This is a genomic window from Francisella sp. SYW-9, assembly GCF_008711465.1.
Classification (GTDB): Bacteria; Pseudomonadota; Gammaproteobacteria; order Francisellales; family Francisellaceae; genus Francisella.
Genome location: NZ_VXKQ01000005.1, coordinates 26071 through 48136 on the forward strand (window position 1 = coordinate 26071; position 22066 = coordinate 48136).

Below are 22066 nucleotides of genomic sequence, written 5' to 3' on the forward strand. Positions count from 1 at the left end.
TTATGATTTTAAATAAAAAAACAGTAAAATTCATTCTATCCAAACTTTTTTTATAAGTCATTATTATTTAGCGTTTGATATCTATAAATTTAACTCATATAATCATTCAACATTTATATAAATCATTTTGGAAGTAAAACGATGAGCGTTAAAGGGTCTTGTCTATGTGGTAGTGTAAGTTTTGAATTAGATGGTGATTTTGAGAGCTTTTTTCTATGCCATTGTTCTTATTGTCGTAAAGATACTGGATCAGCACATGCAGCTAACCTTTTTTCAAAAAATGCAAACTTAAAATGGAATTCTGGGCAAGAATTAGTTAAGAATTTTAAGTTACCTTCAACTAGACATACAAAGAGTTTTTGTAAAGAATGTGGTTCAGCTGTGCCGATTGAAGTAGTAGATTTAGGTTTAGTTGTTGTTCCTGCCGGTAGCCTGGATGATGATATAACAATTAAGCCAACAGCACATATTTTCACAGCTAGCAGAGCAAAGTGGGAAGAAAATTTAGCTGAGGTACATAGTTTTGAGGCTTTTCCTCAGGATTAATCAAGATTAGTACTCTAGACCTTCAATATAAAAAATAGACTTTTAATCGTTGCTACTTATCAATATAGGATAGTCAGTATAGATTCCAAACATTCCAATAGATTGAGCATAATTGTATTCTGAGATAGTGTTTACACCTATCATAACTGATTTTATACTAGGATTTGATTCTTTTATTTTTTTAACAGTTTCTCTATTCCATAAATTATTAAAAATAATATTTGTACAACTTTTCCCTAAAGTGAACTCTTCACAAACTTCCATATTACGTTTATTCTCAAAAGCCATCCAGTTAGTGTGATCACTATTAAGTTTATCTTCTGGTATATTTTGCTTTAAATATAATTGTAGAAGAGTTTTTCTAGTTAGATTTCTATTTTGAAAAACTTGAGCAGTTGGGTGTAAGTTTTGTAAATATTTTAAAGCTTTACTGTTTGTTGAATAAAATATTGTTTTCTCCCAGTCTTTTTTAGTAAAACTATGAATAATAATATGAATAAGTTTTTTATATTTATTAGTTTTAATATCAAGTATAAATATTGTATTTTTATCCCTGATTTTTAGTGCTTCATTAAGTGTAGGTATTTTTATTCCTTTATTCCTATATATAAATTTATTATTCTTTTTAAACTCATATCCAGCATCAAGTCTTTTTAACTCTTCGATAGTTTTATTTTCAGGATTACCAACTCCATTAGTAGTTTTTGCTAAGTCAAATCCATGAAATAGAAAAGGAACATCATCTTTGGATAACATTAATGTTAAGTTGATATAATTTGTGTATTTTTGTGATTTTTTTATTGCATAAATTGTGTTTTCTGGCCAATCTCCTCCACCAGCATGATGAGCAATTATAATAGGATTACTATTTTTGGGTATATCAGATGCATATATTATTATAAAATTGAATAGTCCGCCACAGAATATTACTGTTAAAAATATTTGCTTGAAATTTTTTAATATCATATTTAATAAAATAAAGTATTTAATAAAAGCCTATTTTACATTAAATTACTATAATGTCCTTAGTAAAAAATACTGATTTTAGAAAGATTTTTATTATTAAGAATTGCTCAAGACGACTTGTAAGCTATAAGCTTTTAATATTGGCAGAAAGCTAGTTAAGAGTGTGAAGGAGCTTACGGGTATAATGCACTATATTAGAAGAAAAAGACAATTGTTATTAATAAGCAACACAAGAAATGTCCATATTTACTTGATGGATTTAAAAATGATTTTAATCAAGTTGTTATAGACACATCTAATAAAGTTTGGGGTGCTGATATTATCTAGGTTCTGTGCACAAAAATAATTTTACATCGTAGCAAGATAAAGACACAAGCTAATTCAATCATTTTTAAATGTACCGAAATGGTTTTATTAAATCTAGAAAACATTCTTCTAAAATGCTTAATTTTAGAAAAGAAACTTTCAATCAAGTGTCTTTCTTTAAATTCTTGAGTTATCCATTAGCTTTTCGATACCTACAAAAGCTACGTTAAATATTACAGGGCCAAGAAATATTCCGATAAAGCCAAAAGCCTGGATTCCTCCCATAATACCAATTAATGAAGCAACAAAGCTAAGCTTGACTTGTTTATTGATAATTTTAGGTTGCATAATATTATCTGTGAAAATATTTAGTGCAAAACCGACGACTAAAATAATGATAGCCTTTGTAGCACCATATATTACAAATACAGAAGCAGCTAAAAGTATATAAACAATACCAACCATAAATGGAATCATTGAGGCTATAGCTGAGACAAAAGCAAATAGTATCGGACTAGGTATAGATATTGCAGAGTAAGTAATTCCCATAATCACTCCAACAAGCATCGCCGTTAAAAATATTGCTAAACTAACTCTACGTGTTGTTATAATTGCTGTGGAGATAAAGCTATCACTATCATTAAAGTCTTTTAAAACAACATTTCTAAAAAATTTCTCTACAGTTGTGCCACTTACTAAAAATTGATAGACCAGTAAGATAGTTATTAAAAAATCCGTTAATAAACTTACAGATGTAGAGCCGATGTATTTGATTGCTGGCAATGCTTGACCAAGGTTTGAAATTATTTTTTCTTTATCATGCTTGATTGCATTTATAAGCTTATCAAAATGTTGCTGAAGATATTCACCCGCATACGGTATCTTTGCTATCGAAACACTGAGCTGGTTAAAGGTTTGAGATAAAGACTCAGAGTTTTGTAAATATGAAATAATCTCTGTTATGGCATATGAGATTACTATCAGCATTGGTATAAAAATACATAACAAAATTCCTACTGCTATAAGAAAGCTACTTTTATGCCTACCAATATGTTTTTCTAGATATACTTGCAAAGGAGCAAGTATTATAGCTAAAAGAGCAGCAAATAAGATTGGATAAATAAAGGGATATAGTACCCATATAATTAGTGCTCCAATTAAGCATGTAATACTTAGTTTTTTAATTATCGAATATGATGTCATTTTTACACTAAATAAGATGTGTTTTATATTTTATTAAGGATATCAGTATAGTAGGGCTTGTTAAACTATTTATATTTGAATTACCATTTTTCTTGACGGCCTTGAGCATCAAGAAACTTTCCTGAATCTTTAGGCTTAAGTGAGCTTATAAGTTTAGTCATAGCTGTGATACTATCTTCTATCTCAAGAGAAGCATTTTCACCACCCATAAAGGTTTTAACCCAGCCAGGACGCAGACTTATAGTTATTATTTCTGGACACTCAGAAGCAAAGGTTTTTGTTAACATATTAAGCGCAGCTTTAGAGATACGATATGAATAACCAAAGCCAGCTTTTGTTTGCTCTATGGAGCCAGCTTGACTAGCCATGTTGATAACTACTGGATTTTCTGATTTTAGTAAATTATCCTTAAAGTTATGTATAAGGTAGAATGCTCCTAAACAGTTAGTTTGAAAAGCATCATTTATCCAGCTAGGATCAGTATTTGATATACTTATCCTCTTATGATGCTCTGGATAAATTCCTGCATTATTGATTAAGATATCAAGGGGATTATCTTTGTATTTTTGAAATAGTTGTTGTTGTTCTTTTGAGTTAGTAACATCGAGCTTTTCTATACAAAGCTTTTTATATTTTTCGGAAAGTTTATTTAGATTATTAGCTTTAGCTGGGTTACGACAAGTTGCAATTACATAGAAGCCATTTTCTAAGTAATACTCAACGAAACCAAGTCCTATACCTCTACTTGCTCCAGTTACTAAAACAGTTTTTTGTGAAGGGTTTGACATATTGGTTTACAAATTAATCTAGTTATAAATTGTATCGTACCATCTATTATAGATCAGTAAAGAAATCAAAAATTAGCTATTTGCTTTTGAGTATTTTTGAGCTTTTTGTTTCTTTGGTAGATTATCTTTACTGTGTTTGTTTCTAAATTCTTTAAGATCATCTTTAGACATATTACTAGCAAACTGTTTTCTTTCATTTTTATTCATGTTTTTATATTGTTGAGGTGTGGTTTTAAAGTCTTGTAGAGTTTGAGCTCTTTGGCTTGCGTTAGAATGTTTAGGAGGCTTAGCAAAAGCTAATGAGCTTAATCCAACAATTAAGCCAAGTACAATTATTAATATTTTTTTCATATTTTTTCCTTATAAGTCTTATCAAAATACCTTGGTAGGAGTTTTTATTATATCTAACTTAATACTTTTAAATAGGGTTTAAATAAATATTAGCAAAAGATTTTTCTTTAGTTTGCTAACTTTAATATATAAAGATGATATGAGAAAGAAATAGTTTTTTATATCAGATAACAATTATCTTTTGCCTTTTGAGTTAGAGTAGATGCTGTTGTTATTGGTAACTCAACAGCGCCAGCACCTGCGCCTATAACTGCTCCTAAAATAACAGCGCCACCTATTTGCAATGGTTGTATAAATTGATTATCGCTTAAGCCGCCACTATCAAACATCATTGGAGACATCATAGCTCCTCCTGCTATTCCTGCTAGCAGGCCTACAGGTACCATTAAGATAGTTCCTACACTTATACCAATTAAAGAGATAGGGCTCATAAGAGTAGTTGATAACGTATTACAGTTTTTTGGTTGTTCGTGATTTTCACTTTCTAATGTTTTTAGTACTGGGTGATTTATATTTTTATTTTCTGATAAAGAATACCCCATATTGATAGCTAGGAGTAATATTGTAAGATTTAAGAATAAGGTTATTTTTTTAATCATAATTTAAAATAATAAGTTATTAACTTAGATTAAGTTATATTATCACTTTAAATTAGATTTTTGGAAATTATAAAATTGAAATATAAGTAAAGAAAAAATATTTAGAAAATAAAAATTACCAACCAGTAACTTCTTTAAGTTTAGAACCTAATTCAGCAGGTGATCTAGTGTAAGCAATACCAGCAGCTTCAAATGCAGCGAATTTTTCATCAGCTGTACCTTTACCGCCAGAGATAATAGCACCAGCATGACCCATACGCTTTCCTGGAGGAGCTGTAACACCAGCAATATAGCCGATAACAGGCTTAGTTACATTGTGCTTGATATATTCAGCAGCTTCTTCTTCAGCAGTACCGCCAATCTCACCGATTAGGATTATAGCTTCTGTTTGAGGATCGTTCTCTAGAAGTTTTAAAGCTTCGATTTGATTCATACCAGGGATTGGATCTCCACCTATACCAATACAAGTAGACTGACCAAAGCCTAATTTAGTAGTTTGAGCAACTGCTTCATAAGTTAAAGTACCAGAACGAGAGATAATGCCAACTCTACCAGGTTGGTGAATATGACCAGGCATAATACCGATCTTACATTCACCTGGAGTGATAACACCAGGGCAGTTAGGACCAACTACTTGTACATCTTTACCTTTTAAGTATTCTTTAACTACTAGCATATCTAGAGTTGGAACACCTTCTGTAATGATTACAACTAGCTTAACACCAGAATCAATAGCTTCAATAGCCGAATCTTTTACAAATGGAGCTGGCACATAGATTACAGATGCATCAGCACCAGTAGCTTTTACAGCTTCTTCCATTGTGTTAAAAACTGGTCTATCTAGGTGAGTTTGACCACCTTTACCAGGAGTTACACCACCTACGATGTTTGTACCATAAGCAATAGCTTGCTCTGAGTGGAAAGTACCGTTTTTACCAGTAAAACCTTGTACTAAAACTTTTGTATTTTTATCAATTAATACGCTCATTATTTAATATCCTTTTAACTGTTTTAATTTATTAACCTAGTGATTTTACAACTTTATCAGCAGCATCAGCTAAACCATCAGCAGGGATAAGCTTAAGACCAGAAGAAGCTAATATTTCAGCACCTTTTTCTGCATTGTTACCTTCTAGGCGTACAACTACTGGTACAGTTACATTCACTTCTTTCACAGCATCGATGATTGCTTCTGCGATCATGTCACAACGCACAATACCACCAAAGATATTAATCAAAACAGCTTTTACATTTTCATCATCTAGGATTAGTTTGAAAGCTTCTATTACTCTTGCTTTAGTAGCACCACCACCTACATCTAGGAAGTTAGCAGGCTTACCACCGTATAATTGGATGATATCCATAGTAGCCATTGCAAGACCAGCACCGTTTACCATACAACCGATGTTACCTTCAAGAGCTACATAGTTTAGCTCATATTCAGAAGCTTTAAGCTCTTTAGCATTCTCTTGAGACTTATCTCTTAGAGCTAATAATTTAGGGTGTCTATAAAGAGCGTTTGAATCAAGGTTGATTTTACCATCAACACAAACGATATCACCATTTTCTCTTACAGCAAGAGGGTTGATTTCAAATAAAGCAAAATCACATTCAACAAAAGCTTTGTAAGCGCCTAACATAGTCTTAACAAAATCGTTAATCTGCTTGCCTTCTAGACCTAGTTTAAAAGCTACTTCACGAGCTTGGAATGGCTGAAGACCAACTAATGGATCAACTTCTACTTTAAGAATTTTTTCAGGTGAGTTGTGAGCAACTTCTTCAATATCTACACCACCTTCAGTTGAAGCCATGAAAGTCACTTTACGGCTGGATCTATCAACTACAGCACCTAAATATAATTCACGAGTTACAGGGTAAACATCTTCAAAAACACCTACAGAGTTAACTGGTTGACCTTCTGCATCTGTTTGGAATGTCACAAGATTTGTACCAATGAGGCTCTCAGCTACTTCACGAGCTTCTTGAGATGATTTAACAACTTTAACACCACCAGCTTTACCACGACCACCAGCATGTACTTGAGCTTTAATTACCGCAAATTTGCCACCGATTTGGTCAAATGCTTGAGCAGCTTCATTAGGGTTGTGAGCTACAATACCTTTTTGAACTTTTAGACCATAGCTTTCTAAAAGATCTTTAGCTTGATATTCATGTAAGTTCATCGATTTTCTTCCTTATTTGATCGTTTGACGAAAATTTGTAAATAACAGGTAAAATAATAACGTATTTGCTTTGTTTTTTCTAATAAAAAAGCAGCATATAAGTTCAATTAAGCTGAGGTTTTATTCTAAGCATCAATATTACCTATTTAGAGTATTGTATGGTATTTATTTTGTTCTTGCAAATAGCTATGTTTCTTATGCGGATAATAACTATATTTTTAGAAATTTATTATTTAAATAAACAGCTAAAATTTATTTATTAGATTTATGAAATAAGTTAAATAATCACGCTATTGGCATAAATGGTTACATTTAGGTTATCTTTTTCAGATAAAAATACTATTTTAATATTTTGATTTTCCTATAATATGATAATGTTAGTTTAGTAAGTTTAAAAAAATAAGGTACATAAAAATGTTTGGTTATATATTTGATAAGATAAAATCGACTATTTTTTCAAAAATTACGCCATTTCAATTGCTCCTAACATCATTGTTTGCATTTGTATTTGGGTTTGTTCCGGGAATATCATATTCACCTTTATTATTTATAGGGGTGTTGTTCTTAGTTATTATTCTTAGAATCAATATAGGCGTATTTATATTTATTTCGATAATAGCGAAAGCTCTTTCATTTATTTTGGAGGTAGTTAGCTTTTCATTTGGTCAGTTTTTACTTGATGGATTTACACAACCTATATTTAAGAGTTTAGTCAACACTCCAGTTATAGCATATGCTGGTTTTGATTATTATCTTGTCACAGGGGCGTTTGTATTTTCGGTTATCTTAGGTCTAATTTTCGGGGTTATTATTGCAAAGATATATAAGAAAATAGTTGCAAAAATGTCTGTAGTTCAAACAGGATCAGAGTTATATAACCGTATTACAAAAAACTTTTTTGTGAAAATAGCTAGTTGGATTTTCTTAGGCAAGAATGTCGCAAAAATCGACTGGGTTAAAATGAAGAATCGTAAATTTAGACAACCTTTTAGAATAACAGGTGTTATTTTGGTTGCATTGATTATTGTAGCTATATCCTATGCTCCACAGATTCTAGAGACTTCATTAGTATCAAATATCATTAAGCAACAGTTGACCAAAGCAAATGGGGCTACTGTTGACTATAGTTCTTTAAAATTAAACTTAAGTGATGCAAGACTTAAGATAACAGGCTTAGGAGCTGCAGATCCTGCAGATCTTAATAAAGATAGGTTCTATGCTAAATCTATTAGTGCTAGTATAAATATCTCAAATCTACTAACTAGACAGATAGCATTAAAAGATGTTGTTGTTGAGGGAGTATCTCTAGATAAGCAAAGAGAGTCCAAAGGAGAGTTATATATTAATACTATTAAACCCGCACCAAAAGAAGAGTCTCCAAAAACTTCTGAAGAAGCTAAGAAGCAAGCTTTTGATAATATCAAAAAAATAAGTGGTGACTTACAGCAAGTTGACTTACAACAGTTAAAAGATAATGCTAAAGAAGTTAAAGATGTTGCTAGTAATATAAAAGAAGCTGTAGAGTTTTTATCAAGCTTTAGATCAAATCAAACTAAAGTTACAGACTCTCAAGTTAGACAGCAGATTATTACGCCTAAAGAGCAAGCACAAGTTTATGGCTATGCAAATGTTAGAAATGAGAGCTTACGTGATAAGTACCCTAATTTTGTAGTTCAAAATATTGATGTTAAAGACTATAAAGATGGCGATACTTTATATAACGCAATTATTACTAATATATCTACAAATCCAGAGTTGCTAGCAAAACCTACTACAGTTGATATTAAATCGACAAATAATAAAAACCTTGATGTTGGTGTAGTTATTTCTAATAAGCCTAATGTTGATAATACTGTTAGATTTAATTTAGCTAATGTAGCTGGTGATGCTATAAAAGGTTTAACTATCCAAGGTGTTGGCTTAGATGCTGATAGTTTAGATATCTCTGGTAATGGAACTTGGCAGTTTAGCGGGGTTAGAAATGTAAACTTTGATATCCCATTACAGTTAGATTTTAAAAATGTAGGTATCAACTTCAATCAATTCAAGCAAAAAGTTTCTGATTTAACTTTAAAAGGTGTTATATCTGGTGACTTAAATGGTGTTAGATTTGGTTTAGATACATCTTCTTTGAAAAATTTAGTAAGTGTTGATACTGTGAAAAACACAGCTTCACAAGTAGCTAAGCAAGCCGGATTGGATAAAAAAGCTCAACAATTTTTAGATAATACTAAAATAAATGGTAAATCCATAAGTAACATAAGCGTAAATGGTAAGTCAATAAAAGATTTAAATGCTCAAGATATAAAAAATTTGAATCCTCAAGATGTCAAAAACATAGCATCTAGTTTTGGAGTTCAAATCTAAAACCATATTCTTTAAGATTTTTCTAAATAAAAAATTGTATAAATCTTATCATTTTCTTCAAAATATGCTGAAAGTGTATTTTTTTTACTGATTTATTATTCCTAAATAATTTAATTTGAATTAGACTTATATCAAGGTATTTTTTTTATAAATTTGCTGCTTAAAATTTTGCATGATTTTCTATAGTTGAGTATGATTTTTATTAAAGATCGTTTATTTACTGTAGACCTTCTAGCTATTGAGTGTAAATAATAGTTAAAATAATAATAGTTAAAATTAATATGTAAGAGATATTTTAGGAGACATTAAATGAAGAAAGTATTGGCAGCTATTTTAGGAATTTCAGCATTAGTGCTATCAAGCTGTTCAGCTAATCAAGAACTTAAAACAAATAATAAGCATAGTGTTGGTGTTCAAAGACCTATTGATTATGCTAGAGTTATAGCTATTCCTGCAGTTGTAAATGAGCTGTTAAATGATGAGATGACTCCTACAATAGGACCTAAAGATGCTAAGAAAGCAGTGATTGTTTTTTATGACTATGGTTGTTATAGATGTACGAAAAGTTATTCAAAGATGGTTAAGCTGGTAAGTGAAGAGCCTAATGTGAAGTTTATATTTAAAGCTTATCCATCGTCATTGAGAGCTAATAATAAAGTTCCTAACTATGCATCATTAATTGCTAACGAATCATATTTGCAAGGTGGTCCTCAATTATTCGCAGAATATAATAAAGTTATATATGGTCAGCGTGAAGCAAATGGTAAGTTAACAATTCAAGATGTTGATAATGCGATTAAAAAACTAGATATTGCTGCAGATAAACCTAGGCTTAAACGACAAGCAGAGAAAGAAGAGCTAAAAACTAAAAGAGTTGCTAAGTTAATAGGTTTCACAGGACCTTCTTCGTATATCGTCTTACCAACAGCACTTGCAAAAATGAATGCTGAACAGTTGGAGACTCATGTTGATCAAATATCTGTTATAGCTATCAAAGACACAGGTAATGCTGATGATTATCATAAGTTAATTAATCAAAGTATGAACAAGATAAGAACAGAATTAAAGAAGATAAAATAATAGGTTAAATTATAAATATAAATCTATCTGCGACCTCCACCTCTTATTCCTACTCCTACTTTCATTACATGGCTTAGATTTCCAAATTGATTTGAGTTAATAAATTTATGATTTGCTTGGTTAAAGTATCTTCGTCCATGATTATTGTACCCATACCATCCGTAAGGAAAATAGTCATAATCATAAGGAAGATATTCATTATTATATATAGAGTTATTATATCCTTCAGGGGATTGATCGGGGTAATAACTAGGTGTCATATTATAATTATTGATAGTTCTATTTTCTTGAGCTTTAGAATTAACGGTATTTATGCTACCTAATTTAACTTTCTTAGCTTCTTTACTTTTAATATTTGAAAAGGATGCTATTCCATTAGTGTTAGTTTCATATACTGCCCCCATACAGAGACAAAATGAACAAGTGGAAATAGTAACAGATAGTGCTAGTTTATGCATAAAATCCTCTTTTGTATATTTATTCATTGTTTAAAGTTAGTTTTCATAATTTATTGTATATACTGTTAAATTTTGATTTATTCCTCCATAAATAGAACCTTACATGAATAAATCCTTTTATACATTCAAACACTATAAAGTGAAGGTATATAAGAACTGATATGGTAAAAATTTTTTCAAAAGGTCCTACAGTATGTAAAAGCATATTTGTAAAATGGAGATAAATGACAACCATAATTAAGAATAAGGTTATAAGAAGGTTTAATATGTTAGGTATGCCTTTGTCTATGTATGCCTTCTTAGAGACATTATAGATAATCTGGCCCTTTATTTTATCTTTATATTCAATACCGTAAATTAAGAGTATATCTTCCTTTTTTATTTCATTTTTCTTTAGTTTATGTTTGTTTATTTCTATAGAGTTTTTTTCAAAGGTGATTTTAGTTGACTTAGTTTCTCTAACTTCTTTTAGTAATATTTTATATCTTTTCCAAAACATCTCTGTATTAACACTCTTGTAATGTTCCTATAGTTTATTTTATCTCTTTATACAAAAATTTGGCATTAAAAATTTGAACTATTATTAATTTTTTATATATTTAGCTATTAATTATTGATAATATAAATGGTGAGAATAATGATTCACTAACTAGCGAGGATGCTTAAAATGTTTGCAAAGCTACTAAATAAAAATCTTGAGCCTTTAGTCGACAACCTAGTTGAGAAAGAAAAGTTTATAGTTAACGATGTGCATACTAATATTGACGCTACAAATGTTGTACCAATAGATGATAGTACTGAGTTAAATTTTTGGCAAGAAAACTTTCAACAAAAGCCTTTAAGAAAGTTTAATGAAAATGATTTTAGTGATAAAAATTCTATTTTATCAAAAATTGCATTTAGAGAGCCTAATAGTGATATTCGACAGTTTTCAGAAAAGGTGAAGGCTCCTAACAATTATTCAGAAGCTAATAGGCATTTACCTACTGTAGAAAAGAAAGTGTATGACCTTAGAAATGTTGACGATGTAAATATGCATAACTACGGTGTTGAACTTGTAAGGTTGGAAAAGCCTATGGTTCTAGATTTAGAAGGAAATGTTTACGAAAATATCAAGCCTTATTTAGATAATATCTTTAAAGGAGTTAATAGAGTTTTCCCAGAAGCAGATAAAATAATTCTAAGATCTGCTTTAGTTAGAAATATCGTCAAAGACTCTAATGATAAAGGTATCGGTTCAGCACATTCTGATTTTACTTGTTCATCTGGAGCTCAGTGTCGAAGTTCTTTAATAGAGAAGGGACTATTAAAAGAAGGGAAAAAATATATATTTATAAATGCATGGATGCATGTTAATCAAAAATCTCAAACATCTACATTAGCTTTTATGTCTGGTAAATATGCAAAAGCAGCAGATATGGGGATTATAGAGGTTAAGTCGAAAGAGTTTAAAAACTCAAGCTATAGGTTGAAAAATAGTTCCAATCATTTTTGGGGGTATTTTCATGATCTTGATATTGATGAGTTAGTTATTTTTAAACAGTTTGATAGTGAGAAGGCGAAAAATTATCAAAATCATAGTGATGTAACCTATCATTCAGCAGTAAGATTGTCAGAGGGGATTGATATTCGAAGTAGTATGGAGCTTCGTTTTATTATAACTTTTGACTAGGGGAGTTTTTATCTTTCAAAAACTTTTAAGGCTTCTAAAAAAGTGTCAACATTTGCATCTTTCTTGGTAGCATTCTCACTTAAATACCTGCGATAAACTCTAGCATTTGGTAAGCCATTAAAAAGATTTAGTGTATGCTTTGTTATATTATTAAGCTTAATGTTAGAGTCTTTTTGCATTTGTTGTATAATGTACTCAGCCATTTTATAGCCAACTTCAAGGGGAGTTATTTGTGATGATTCTTGGTTATAGAACTCATGATCAAAATTTTTAAATATCATAGGATTGTGATATGCTTCACGGCCAATCATTACACTATCAACATACTCTAAATGTGCATGAGTATCTTCAACTGTTGTAATACCTCCATTAATACCAAGCTCTAAGTTCGGGAAGTCTTTCTTAATATTATAAACAACATCATATTTAAGTTCAGGGATTGTACGGTTTTCTTTAGGTGAAAGACCACTTAACCAGCCTTTACGTGCATGGATGCAAACAAAATCAACTCCTGCTTGAACTTGCTTATCTACAAAGTTATGTAGCTCTTCATAGCTATCATTATGGTCATAACCTATACGACATTTAACAGATATTGGGATATTGATATTATCTTTCATTGCCTTGACACAATCAGCAACTAGATTTGGTTCTGCCATTAGAGATAAACCAAAGTTGCCTTTTTTAACTCTTTCGCTGGGGCAACCAACGTTTATGTTAATCTCATCGTAGCCTAGCTTTTCAGCTAATTTACTACATGTTATAAAATCCTTAGGCACACAACCTCCAAGTTGAAGAGTAACAGGATTTTCTTCAGGATTATATTTTAGTAGAAAATCTTTATTGCCATGAAGTATAGCGTTTAAAGTTACCATTTCTGTATACAACATAGTTTCTTTGGTTATTAAACGCATCATATAACGGTAGTGCTTATCGGTCCAATCAAGCATTGGGGCAATACATATTTTTCTACTGTTGAGATTCATTTTAAATTTATAGGTTTAATTAGTTATTATAATGGATCATTATTATAACTTAAACGATGGATGATTTTATCAATTGGTGTACGATATTTTTCAGTATTTTTTGAATACCTAGCATAACGAGGATCTGATCTATCATATAACCAATTCGCTAAATCCCAACCATAAGTAGTTTGGAAGCAAAGTTTGCCAAACTCTGTTAGGTCAAATTCTGCTTGGGTTTGCAAGCATCCTGTCATAAAAACATCGGCATAAGTTTGTAATATGGGATATTTCTTTGTTGGGAATTCAGCATCTTTAAAATCCTTTACATACATCCAGAAATCTCCTTTAGGTAAGCTTTTAACTCCTAAAGGAACTATATCTTTACGGGGAACTTTAACTCTACAATAAGATGCCTCTCTTAAGTCTGTAGCAGAGATATCACTAGCTGAAGCTTTATAGTAGATAGCATTCATAGCATAGCCTTGATTTGGTACCGCAAGTAAGAATGTAGCATGTGATTTTTCTCCACGTGACGCCCATAGTCTTTCAAATCCACTAACTAGTACTGGTGCTGCATAAGTTGCATCAGGCACAGTAATCTGTCGGGATGCTTTATTCATAAGACTTCCGTAGCCAATAACATAGTTTTTCTTTTTTGAACTTACATTTGGACGGCAATTTTGTGTATTTTCAGGAGTTTGAGATAATTTATTTTGCTCTAGTATTTGTAATTCACTCTCATGTATTGAAGTCGCTTTATTAAAGCCTGATATCTTACCAATAATAAAACTAAATATTACTATGGCAATGATTATAATAGCTATTAATATATTTTTCTTTTTTAACATTCAAAGAATATCGTTTCTTAAAGCTTATTTACACTATATCATTTCTATAGCAAATTGGGAACCTAGCAGTAAAATCTGTTTTTTTAAATATTTTTATAGCAACTATTATGATTCTTTTAGCATAAAAGAGCTAAGAGGGATGTTGTAGTCTACTTGATTTATAGAGCTAGCCCTCTCTGATTGCAGCATATTTTTGCCGAAGATATATGCTGCTATTATTAATATTGGTACTAATATTGTTATTGCTATTAGTAATCTTTTTAAAGGAGTCTTTTTCAAAATGATTATAATAAATAGGTCTTTAAAGTTGCATATTATAACTATGTTTTTATTAAATGGAAGTATTAATTTCTTCAAGCTTATTACCAATATTTTATAGTATAAAAATAGATTAAAGCTACTTTAAATTTATATATTCTTTACTAAGTTTTCTATTAAGACTTTACTAAACAGTTTTACCAATGTTTTACTTATTTTAAGAACTTTAATTAATCAATAAGGGTATGTTTTAGGTGTTAACCTGTAAGTTAAGCTCTACATGGTTAGATATGTTTGTCTTAATAAATAATTTATTTTTCTCTAGCATATTTTTTCTTATGTGATAAAATGAGACTGTAATTAAATTCAAACTCTAGACTTTAATTACGGAGATCAATAATGTTAAGAATTACTCAAGAAGCAATCACTTTTGATGATGTATTGCTTTCACCTCGATATTCAAATGTTTTACCTCATCAGGTTGATTTGAAAACAAATATTACTAGAGGTATTCAGTTAAATATTCCTTTAGTATCAGCTGCAATGGATACAGTTACGGAGTCTCGCTTAGCTATTTCAATAGCTCAAGAGGGTGGTATAGGTATTATTCACAAGAATATGTCTATAGAAGCTCAAGCTCAAGAAGTTAAGAAAGTAAAAAGATTTGAGAATGGTATGGTAATAGATCCTATTACCGTTAAGCCAGAAAGCTCAATCAAAGAAATAATGCAGCTAGCAAGAGAGCATAATTTTTCTGGATTTCCTGTTGTAGATCAAAATAATCATATTGTAGGTATTGTTACAAGGCGTGACTTTAGGTTTGCTAAAGACTTAGAAGAGCCTGTTAGCTCTATAATGACTACTAAAGAGAAACTTGTTACGGTTGCTGAAGATGCGTCTCAAGGATCTATTAAAAAACGCTTACATGAGTATAAGATTGAGAAGCTTTTAGTTGTAGATAATAAGGGTGAACTTGTAGGATTGATTACGACTAAAGATATTGAGAGATCGCAAAATAAGCCAAATGCTTGTAAAGATTCTTTAGGTCGTTTAAGAGTCGGAGCAGCAGTAGGAACAGCAGAAAATACTAAATATCGAGTTACAGCTTTAGCAGCTGAAGGTGTTGATATTATAGTTGTAGATACTGCTCATGGTCATTCTCAAGGTGTACTAGATATGGTTAAGTGGGTAAAAGATACTTACCCTAAGATTCAAGTTATCGGTGGAAATATTGCTACAGCTGAAGCTGCTTGTGATTTAGTAAAAGCTGGGGCAGATGCTGTTAAAGTTGGTATAGGCCCTGGCTCTATCTGTACAACAAGAATTGTTGCAGGCGTTGGAGTACCGCAAATTACAGCAATATCTAATGTTGCCGAAGCATTAGAAGGTACTGGAGTTCCAGTTATTGCAGATGGTGGAATTAGATTCTCAGGTGATATAGCAAAAGCAATCGTTGCAGGGGCATCTGTAGTCATGATAGGTGGGCTTTTTGCTGGTACAGAAGAGTCTCCAGGTGAGGTTGAGCTTTTCCAAGGCCGCTCATATAAATCATACCGTGGTATGGGATCTCTTGGCGCTATGGAGCAAGGATCTTCTGATAGATATTTCCAAAGTAATACGGAGTCTAAGAAATTTGTTCCAGAGGGTGTAGAAGGAAGGGTACCTTATAAAGGTTTACTTTCTGCTGTTATCCATCAGTTAATAGGTGGGTTAAAATCTAGTATGGGCTATACTGGATCAAAAGATATTGAAACAATGCGTACTCAGCCAACATTTGTTCAGATTACAGGTGCTGGATTTAATGAATCTCATGTTCATAATGTGACTATTACAAAAGAGCCACCAAATTATCAATCTTAAGATATGTTTCTTAACTCTTATTTCAAAAAAAATTAATATATTTAAGCTTTAATCCATTATATGTTTTTACTATAAAACTATTTATAGTTTCTTTAGTTAATCTGACAAAAAATACCTATAACTAATTATCTAGATACAGTAAAATAACTAACAATACACATAATATAAAAAATAAATTTCTATGAAAAATGAAAAACCTAATTTTGAAGATGTTACTGAGGCTTTAAAAGTGATGCAGGCCCTAAGCTCAGCTTCTGAAGCTCATGGTTTACTTTGTGCATTGTTTAGTTTTGGTGCAAAAGTCAAATTTACTGCATGGTCAGACTCTTTGATGACAAAAACTATTGAAGAAGGAGATTTGGTTGCAACTTCAGCTTTAAAAACTATGAAAAAACTTTATGATTATACAAAGTCTCAATTTGATGAGAAAGGTTTGAGCTTTGATTTATTTATTCCTGAAGATAGTGAGCCCTTAAGTTATAGAGCAGAAGCGCTCACTTACTGGATCAAAGGTTTCTTATCTGGGGTCGGTTTATTTGGTTTAGACTTTGAGAATTCAAAAGATAAAGAAGTCAAAGAAGCAATTCATGACCTAATGCAAATATCATATATGGATTATGATTCTTTAGGGCAAGACGAGAGTAACGAAGATGATTTTATGGAATTATTAGAGTATACAAAAGTTGCAGTACTACTTATAGATAGTGAAAAAATTTGAGATTTAAAATGAATATTAAATATGATGTAGCAATTGTGGGAGGAGGAATAGTTGGTTTATTAACTTCTCTAGCACTTGCAAAAACTGGTTGTAAAATTATTCATATTGAAAAAGATCAATTACAGGTTAAAAATGATAATAGAAGTATAGCCGTATCTTACTCATCAATAGCGTTTTTAAACACTCTTGGCTTATGGGATAAAGTAGCAAGTACAGCACAAGCTATTAAAAAAGTTCATATTTCTGATAAAGGTAGATATGGGAGAGCAGAGATTTTTGCTAAAGATGAAAATTTACCATTTTTAGGTGCTATAGTTTCTATGCAGGAGCTTTTGGCTGTAGCTTTACAAAGTGTTGCCGATAATCTAAATATCATTAAATCCTTCGAAACTAATGTTATAGATCTAGAGAAAAACTCTAATGAGTATTCTTTAGTAGTTGAAAAGCAAGGCCAGAAGAGCATTATACAAGCAGGGTTAATAATCGCTTGTGATGGTGCAAATTCAAGTATGCGCAAAATGATAAATGTAGAAGCGCAAACGACTGATTATAAACAAGATGCAGTTGTTTTTGATATTCAAACAGATTTAGATAATCAAAATACCGCATATGAGAGGTTTATGACAGATGGAGTGCTTGCAATGCTTCCTAAGTCAAAAACGGTCATGGGATGTGTCTGGACTGTTGATCGAAAAGATTCAAAAGCAAAATTAGCTCTAGATAAAAAAGAGTTTGAAGAACTAATCCAAGATAGGTTTGGGTATAGATTGGGTCAAGTTAAAGTTACTACAAAACCTGTAGTTTTCCCCTTATATCTTGTTCAGTCAAATGAAGTATATAAAGATAATGTATTATTTTTTGGTAATGCGTTACATTTTTTACATCCAGTATCTGGTCAAGGTATGAATCTTAGCATTAGAGATATTGGTTTTTTGTATGACTTACTAGCTAAACTATCCCGTCAGTCTAGCGACTGCCACCCCTTCCAAACAAAGGGGAATATTGAAAGAGTTTTGCAAGAGTTTGAGAAAGTTAGAAAGCCTGATCATGATAGAACAATTAATATAACACATGGTTTTGTTAAATGGTTTGTTTCAAATGACCGTAAGTTAATTGCAAGTAGAAATGCGAGTTTACACTTATTACAAAGAAGTAAATTAGCTAAGAAGGCTTTATCACGAGTAATGATGGGCAAACTCACAAAGGGCTCGACTTTAATGAGAAAGGTGGTTGAAGATGAGCATTAGGAATATCCAAAAAGATGTTGTAATTGTTGGTGGGGGTATGGTTGGGCTTAGTTTTGCCTTAGCACTACATAAAAGTGGCTTGCAAGTTGGAGTTGTTGAAGCTAGAGATGTTAATCGAAAACCTCTAGATTCTAACAGAGTAGAGACTAGAGTTAGTGCAATTAATCACACCTCAAAGAGATTGCTGCAAGAGCTAGGTATTTGGAGTAAGATTAAAAGCAATCGTATATCACCATATTATCAAATGCAAGTATGGGATGATGTGGTTAGTGAGAGCATTAGTATTGCAGCTGAAGAAATATCCGAGCATAGTTTGGGATGTATAGTTGAGAATGATGTAATAACTCAAGCATTAGTTGAAAAAATTAATGATACGAGTATTGAGATTTTTGCGAATCAAAAAATACAAAAGATTCAAAGAAATGGAAATACGGAAAAGATTATATTAATAGATAGATCCCTGAGCGGAGTTGAAGGGTCGGTTGAAAGTACTTCACAGCAAAATATCGTTGAAACAAGCCTAATAGTTGGTGCTGATGGAGCTAACTCCTTTATTCGTGATTATTTTAATTTTGAAACTAAAATAAACTCATATAAACATACTGCTATAGTAGCGACACTTGAGCTTGAAAGAGAGCATGATCTAACAGCATATCAGCGCTTTTATGATAAGGGTGTATTAGCGTTTCTACCCTTAGAAAACTCTAATAAAGCATCAATAGTTTGGTCTGTAAAAACTGATTATGCTAATTTCCTGATGAGTTTAGCTGATGAGAAATTTGAATTAGAGTTAGCAAAAGCAATTGATAATACTCTTGGGAATGTAAAACTTTTATCAAAAAGATTTAACTTTGAATTAATTCAGCGCCATGCGAAATCTTATATTCAAGATAATGTTGTGCTAGTTGGAGATGCTGCCCACACTATTCATCCTCTTGCTGGACAAGGTGTGAACATCGGTTTTAAAGATGTGATTGCTCTTACGAAAGTTCTTAGTGAGGCATTTGCCAAAGGTAGGCTGATTGGTCATATTTCAACTCTTGATAAGTATCAACGCGAAAGAAGACTTGATAATAAAAAAATGATAGCTCTAATGAAAGCCTTTAAAGAAGTTTTTGGTAGCGAAAATGATTATATCAAAAAAGCCCGTAGAGCCGGATTTGAGTTTGTTGATAAAAATAGTATTGTTAAAAGTTTAGTAGTGAAGCAGGCTTTGTAAAGAAAGATCATTATTAATGCTAAAATTAGAAAGATATTTAAATATCTGAAAAGTGTTTTAGAAATACTTAAATCAATTCAAAGTACTTTATAAAACAATCAAAATGAAACAGGTAGTTTTGCTTACAAATTACATATTAAAATTTCTTAATATCAATTCTTAACTTCTTTTGTAATTTTTCAATATAAGAGAATTCAGCTTCTTTAATTATTAGAATGCTATTACCAGATTTTCCCATACGACCTGTTCTGCCTGCTCGATGCTGGTAATCTTCTGCTTTTGAAGGGATATCATAATTTATTACAAAATCTACATCATTAATATCAAGTCCTCTAGCTGCAACATCTGAGGCAACTAAAACTTTAATTTGGCCATTTTTGAACTTTTTGATGGTATTAGCTCTATCAATTTTATTTTGTTCACCATGAATAGAGCCAACACCACATTCTAGTTTATCTATTTTCTTAGTGACGAAATCTACATCATTATTTCTATGTAGAAATATTATAGATTTGGCTGGAGATATTTTGTTGAGTAATTTTCGTAAGGTATCTGTTTTACGATTGCCATCAGCGATAATATAGTTATGTTCTATTGTTTCTTTTTCTTTTGAATTATCAATAAGCTCTAAGTTTTCAATAAAACCATTAGCAATATCAAAGGCATGATTTTTGATAGTAGCAGAGCCTAATATATATTGTAGATTTGTAGTCTTAGAGATAACTTGTTTTAAAAGCTTTAAGCTATCATCTTCAAGCATCCGGTCTGCCTCATCGATGATACAGTACTGTAAATGAGCAGCTTTTAGCTTTTTTTGATCAATAAGTTCTAGAATTCTGCCAACAGAACCAACAACAATATTAGGTTTTTTCTTTAATTTCTCTTTTTGTCTGTCTATAGATGCTTTACCAATTAATGCTAATGATTTAATGCCTATGCTTGAGAAAGTCTCATTTATAAAATTACTAATTTGAATAGCTAACTCATGAGTGGGTGTAAAAAAAACAACTTGAGTAAGAGGTTTTTTATTTATTAGTAGTTTATTTATAATTGGTAAAATATAAGCGAGTGTTTTACCACTACCTGTTGGTGATTTTAACCATATATTATTACCAGATGAAATTTTTCCAAAGCTTAAGGCTTGTGAGTTTGTGGGTGTTTTGATATTTTTATTTTCTAATATTTCTATGATGTTTTGGCTTAAGTGTAAGTCTGAAAATAACATAAATATTTATATTTAAATTGTTATATATACGGATAATAGCATATTAAGGTGATAATGACCTAAATTGTTATATCTATTATCTAAGTTATGATAATATTTTGCTCAAAAGCTTTTTTAAAAATAATTTTATTAAATGAAAACAGATGATTTTGATTATAAGTTACCAGAAGAGTTAATCGCTAGTTATCCTCTAGAAAATCGTGATGCTAGTAGATTGTTAAAATTAAATAAGCAAACTGGTGAAATAGTAGATCATAAGTTTACTGATTTTATAGATTTTATAAACCCAGAAGATTTGCTTATTTTTAATAATAGTAAAGTAATGTTAGCACGATTGTATGGTGAAAAAACTACAGGAGCAAAACTTGAGTATCTTATAGAAAGAGTGCATTCACCAAAAGTTTTTGAAACTCATATCAAAGCAAATCGCTCACCAGTTGTTGGTAGTGATATATATGTTCAAGATACTTTAGTAAAGGTTCTAGAAAAAGATGGTGGCATGTATCTACTTGAGATTCAAGGAGATAAAGATATTTATCAGATTATGGAAGAGTTTGGACATGTTCCTCTACCTCCATATATGAAGCGAGATGATGAGGAATTTGATGCTGACAGATACCAAACAGTTTATGCTAAAGATTTAGGCTCTGTTGCTGCTCCTACAGCAGGATTACACTTTTCAGAAGAATTGATGCAACAGATAAAAGATAAAGGAGTAGATATAGCTTATATCACTCTGCATGTGGGTTCTGGAACTTTTAAACCTGTTCAAGTTGATGATGTTGATAATCATAAAATGCATGCGGAGGTTATTTCTGTACCAGACGATGTTTGCCAGAAAATTCGTCAAACAAAGGCAAATGGTGGTAGAATAATAGCTGTTGGCACAACTTCTGTACGTTCATTAGAAACTGCGGCACAGAGTGGTGAAATTGAGCCTTATCAAGGTGAGACTGATATTTTCTTGTATCCAGGTAAAAGTTTTAATGTCGTCGACGCAATGATTACTAATTTCCACTTGCCAAAGTCTACTCTTATTATGTTGGTTAGTGCATTTGCTGATAAAGAAAAAATTATGAAAGCATATAAGCATGCGATAGCTGAAAAATATAGGTTTTTTAGCTATGGTGATGCAATGTTTATTTATTAGATGAAGTTATTGATTTAATAATAGTAGTTATTCCCAAGGAGATGGGAGTCTCTC

At 31.3% G+C, this 22066-nt stretch carries 20 protein-coding genes; 9 read left to right on the top strand and 11 right to left on the bottom strand.

Features of this window, described 5'->3' with window-relative positions; translation table 11 throughout:
- Positions 1 to 141 precede the first annotated feature (141 nt).
- Positions 142 to 546, top strand: coding sequence for a GFA family protein (locus F3D62_RS01085; protein ID WP_150466411.1), 405 nt, complete (start codon positions 142 to 144; stop codon positions 544 to 546).
- A gap of 42 nt (positions 547 to 588) precedes the next feature.
- Here the strand turns inward: F3D62_RS01085 and F3D62_RS01090 are convergent, their stop codons facing one another.
- The 7 genes from F3D62_RS01090 to sucC all read right to left on the bottom strand — a co-directional run bounded on the left by F3D62_RS01090 (position 589) and on the right by sucC (position 6942).
- Complete coding sequence (locus F3D62_RS01090; RefSeq protein ID WP_150466412.1) at positions 589 to 1512, bottom strand: glycerophosphodiester phosphodiesterase family protein; 924 nt, start codon at positions 1510 to 1512, stop codon at positions 589 to 591.
- Positions 1513 to 1995: 483 nt separating this feature from the next.
- The gene (locus F3D62_RS01095; RefSeq protein ID WP_150466413.1) at positions 1996 to 3021 is read right to left on the bottom strand and encodes an AI-2E family transporter; all 1026 of its coding nucleotides are present in this window, start codon (positions 3019 to 3021) and stop codon (positions 1996 to 1998) included.
- An 80-nt stretch (positions 3022 to 3101) separates the two neighbouring features.
- Positions 3102 to 3809, bottom strand: coding sequence for an SDR family oxidoreductase (locus tag F3D62_RS01100; protein WP_150466414.1), 708 nt, complete (start codon positions 3807 to 3809; stop codon positions 3102 to 3104).
- 72 nt (positions 3810 to 3881) lie between these two features.
- Positions 3882 to 4160 (bottom strand): hypothetical protein, encoded by a 279-nt coding sequence (locus F3D62_RS01105; protein ID WP_150466415.1) that lies wholly within the window; start codon positions 4158 to 4160, stop codon positions 3882 to 3884.
- A gap of 158 nt (positions 4161 to 4318) precedes the next feature.
- Positions 4319 to 4759 (bottom strand): hypothetical protein, encoded by a 441-nt coding sequence (locus F3D62_RS12680; RefSeq protein ID WP_191092506.1) that lies wholly within the window; start codon positions 4757 to 4759, stop codon positions 4319 to 4321.
- Between the two features lie 115 nt (positions 4760 to 4874).
- Entirely contained in the window at positions 4875 to 5747 is an 873-nt protein-coding gene (gene sucD, locus F3D62_RS01115) for a succinate--CoA ligase subunit alpha (RefSeq protein ID WP_150466416.1), read from the bottom strand.
- Between the two features lie 31 nt (positions 5748 to 5778).
- Positions 5779 to 6942, bottom strand: coding sequence for an ADP-forming succinate--CoA ligase subunit beta (sucC, locus tag F3D62_RS01120; protein ID WP_150466417.1), 1164 nt, complete (start codon positions 6940 to 6942; stop codon positions 5779 to 5781).
- Positions 6943 to 7356: 414 nt separating this feature from the next.
- On the opposite strand from sucC, the gene F3D62_RS01125 reads away from it, so the two are divergent.
- Together F3D62_RS01125 and F3D62_RS01130 are read left to right on the top strand one after the other, a co-directional pair.
- Entirely contained in the window at positions 7357 to 9309 is a 1953-nt protein-coding gene (locus F3D62_RS01125) for a TIGR03546 family protein (protein ID WP_150466418.1), read from the top strand.
- 309 nt (positions 9310 to 9618) lie between these two features.
- Positions 9619 to 10389, top strand: a complete 771-nt coding sequence (locus tag F3D62_RS01130; RefSeq protein ID WP_150466419.1) for a thioredoxin domain-containing protein — start codon at positions 9619 to 9621, stop codon at positions 10387 to 10389.
- A gap of 23 nt (positions 10390 to 10412) precedes the next feature.
- Here the strand turns inward: F3D62_RS01130 and F3D62_RS01135 are convergent, their stop codons facing one another.
- Positions 10413 to 10847, bottom strand: coding sequence for a hypothetical protein (locus tag F3D62_RS01135; RefSeq protein ID WP_150466420.1), 435 nt, complete (start codon positions 10845 to 10847; stop codon positions 10413 to 10415).
- Positions 10848 to 11514: 667 nt separating this feature from the next.
- Between F3D62_RS01135 and F3D62_RS01140 the strand changes: the two genes are divergently transcribed.
- Positions 11515 to 12519, top strand: coding sequence for a CmcJ/NvfI family oxidoreductase (locus tag F3D62_RS01140; protein WP_150466421.1), 1005 nt, complete (start codon positions 11515 to 11517; stop codon positions 12517 to 12519).
- 8 nt (positions 12520 to 12527) lie between these two features.
- Here F3D62_RS01140 and dusA read toward each other — a convergent pair whose 3' ends face one another.
- Positions 12528 to 13505, bottom strand: a complete 978-nt coding sequence (gene dusA / locus F3D62_RS01145; RefSeq protein ID WP_150466422.1) for a tRNA dihydrouridine(20/20a) synthase DusA — start codon at positions 13503 to 13505, stop codon at positions 12528 to 12530.
- Between the two features lie 26 nt (positions 13506 to 13531).
- A complete protein-coding gene (locus F3D62_RS01150; RefSeq protein WP_150466423.1) occupies positions 13532 to 14335 on the bottom strand; it encodes a gamma-glutamylcyclotransferase family protein in 804 nt (267 codons plus the stop codon).
- A 657-nt stretch (positions 14336 to 14992) separates the two neighbouring features.
- Between F3D62_RS01150 and guaB the strand changes: the two genes are divergently transcribed.
- The 4 genes from guaB to F3D62_RS01170 all read left to right on the top strand — a co-directional run bounded on the left by guaB (position 14993) and on the right by F3D62_RS01170 (position 19637).
- On the top strand, positions 14993 to 16453 hold the full coding sequence (gene guaB / locus F3D62_RS01155) for an IMP dehydrogenase (RefSeq protein ID WP_150466424.1): 1461 nt from the start codon (positions 14993 to 14995) through the stop codon (positions 16451 to 16453).
- Between the two features lie 181 nt (positions 16454 to 16634).
- Positions 16635 to 17171, top strand: coding sequence for a UPF0149 family protein (locus F3D62_RS01160; protein ID WP_150466425.1), 537 nt, complete (start codon positions 16635 to 16637; stop codon positions 17169 to 17171).
- 8 nt (positions 17172 to 17179) lie between these two features.
- Entirely contained in the window at positions 17180 to 18418 is a 1239-nt protein-coding gene (locus F3D62_RS01165) for an FAD-dependent monooxygenase (RefSeq protein ID WP_150466426.1), read from the top strand.
- Positions 18408 to 19637: an FAD-dependent oxidoreductase gene (locus F3D62_RS01170; protein WP_150466427.1), complete on the top strand. Its 1230-nt coding sequence runs from the start codon at positions 18408 to 18410 to the stop codon at positions 19635 to 19637. The genes F3D62_RS01165 and F3D62_RS01170 overlap by 11 nt, the downstream gene beginning before the upstream one ends.
- A gap of 136 nt (positions 19638 to 19773) precedes the next feature.
- Here F3D62_RS01170 and F3D62_RS01175 read toward each other — a convergent pair whose 3' ends face one another.
- Entirely contained in the window at positions 19774 to 20862 is a 1089-nt protein-coding gene (locus F3D62_RS01175) for a DEAD/DEAH box helicase (RefSeq protein ID WP_150466428.1), read from the bottom strand.
- A 133-nt stretch (positions 20863 to 20995) separates the two neighbouring features.
- On the opposite strand from F3D62_RS01175, the gene queA reads away from it, so the two are divergent.
- Entirely contained in the window at positions 20996 to 22012 is a 1017-nt protein-coding gene (gene queA, locus F3D62_RS01180) for a tRNA preQ1(34) S-adenosylmethionine ribosyltransferase-isomerase QueA (RefSeq protein ID WP_150466429.1), read from the top strand.
- The last annotated feature ends 54 nt before the right edge of the window (positions 22013 to 22066 follow it).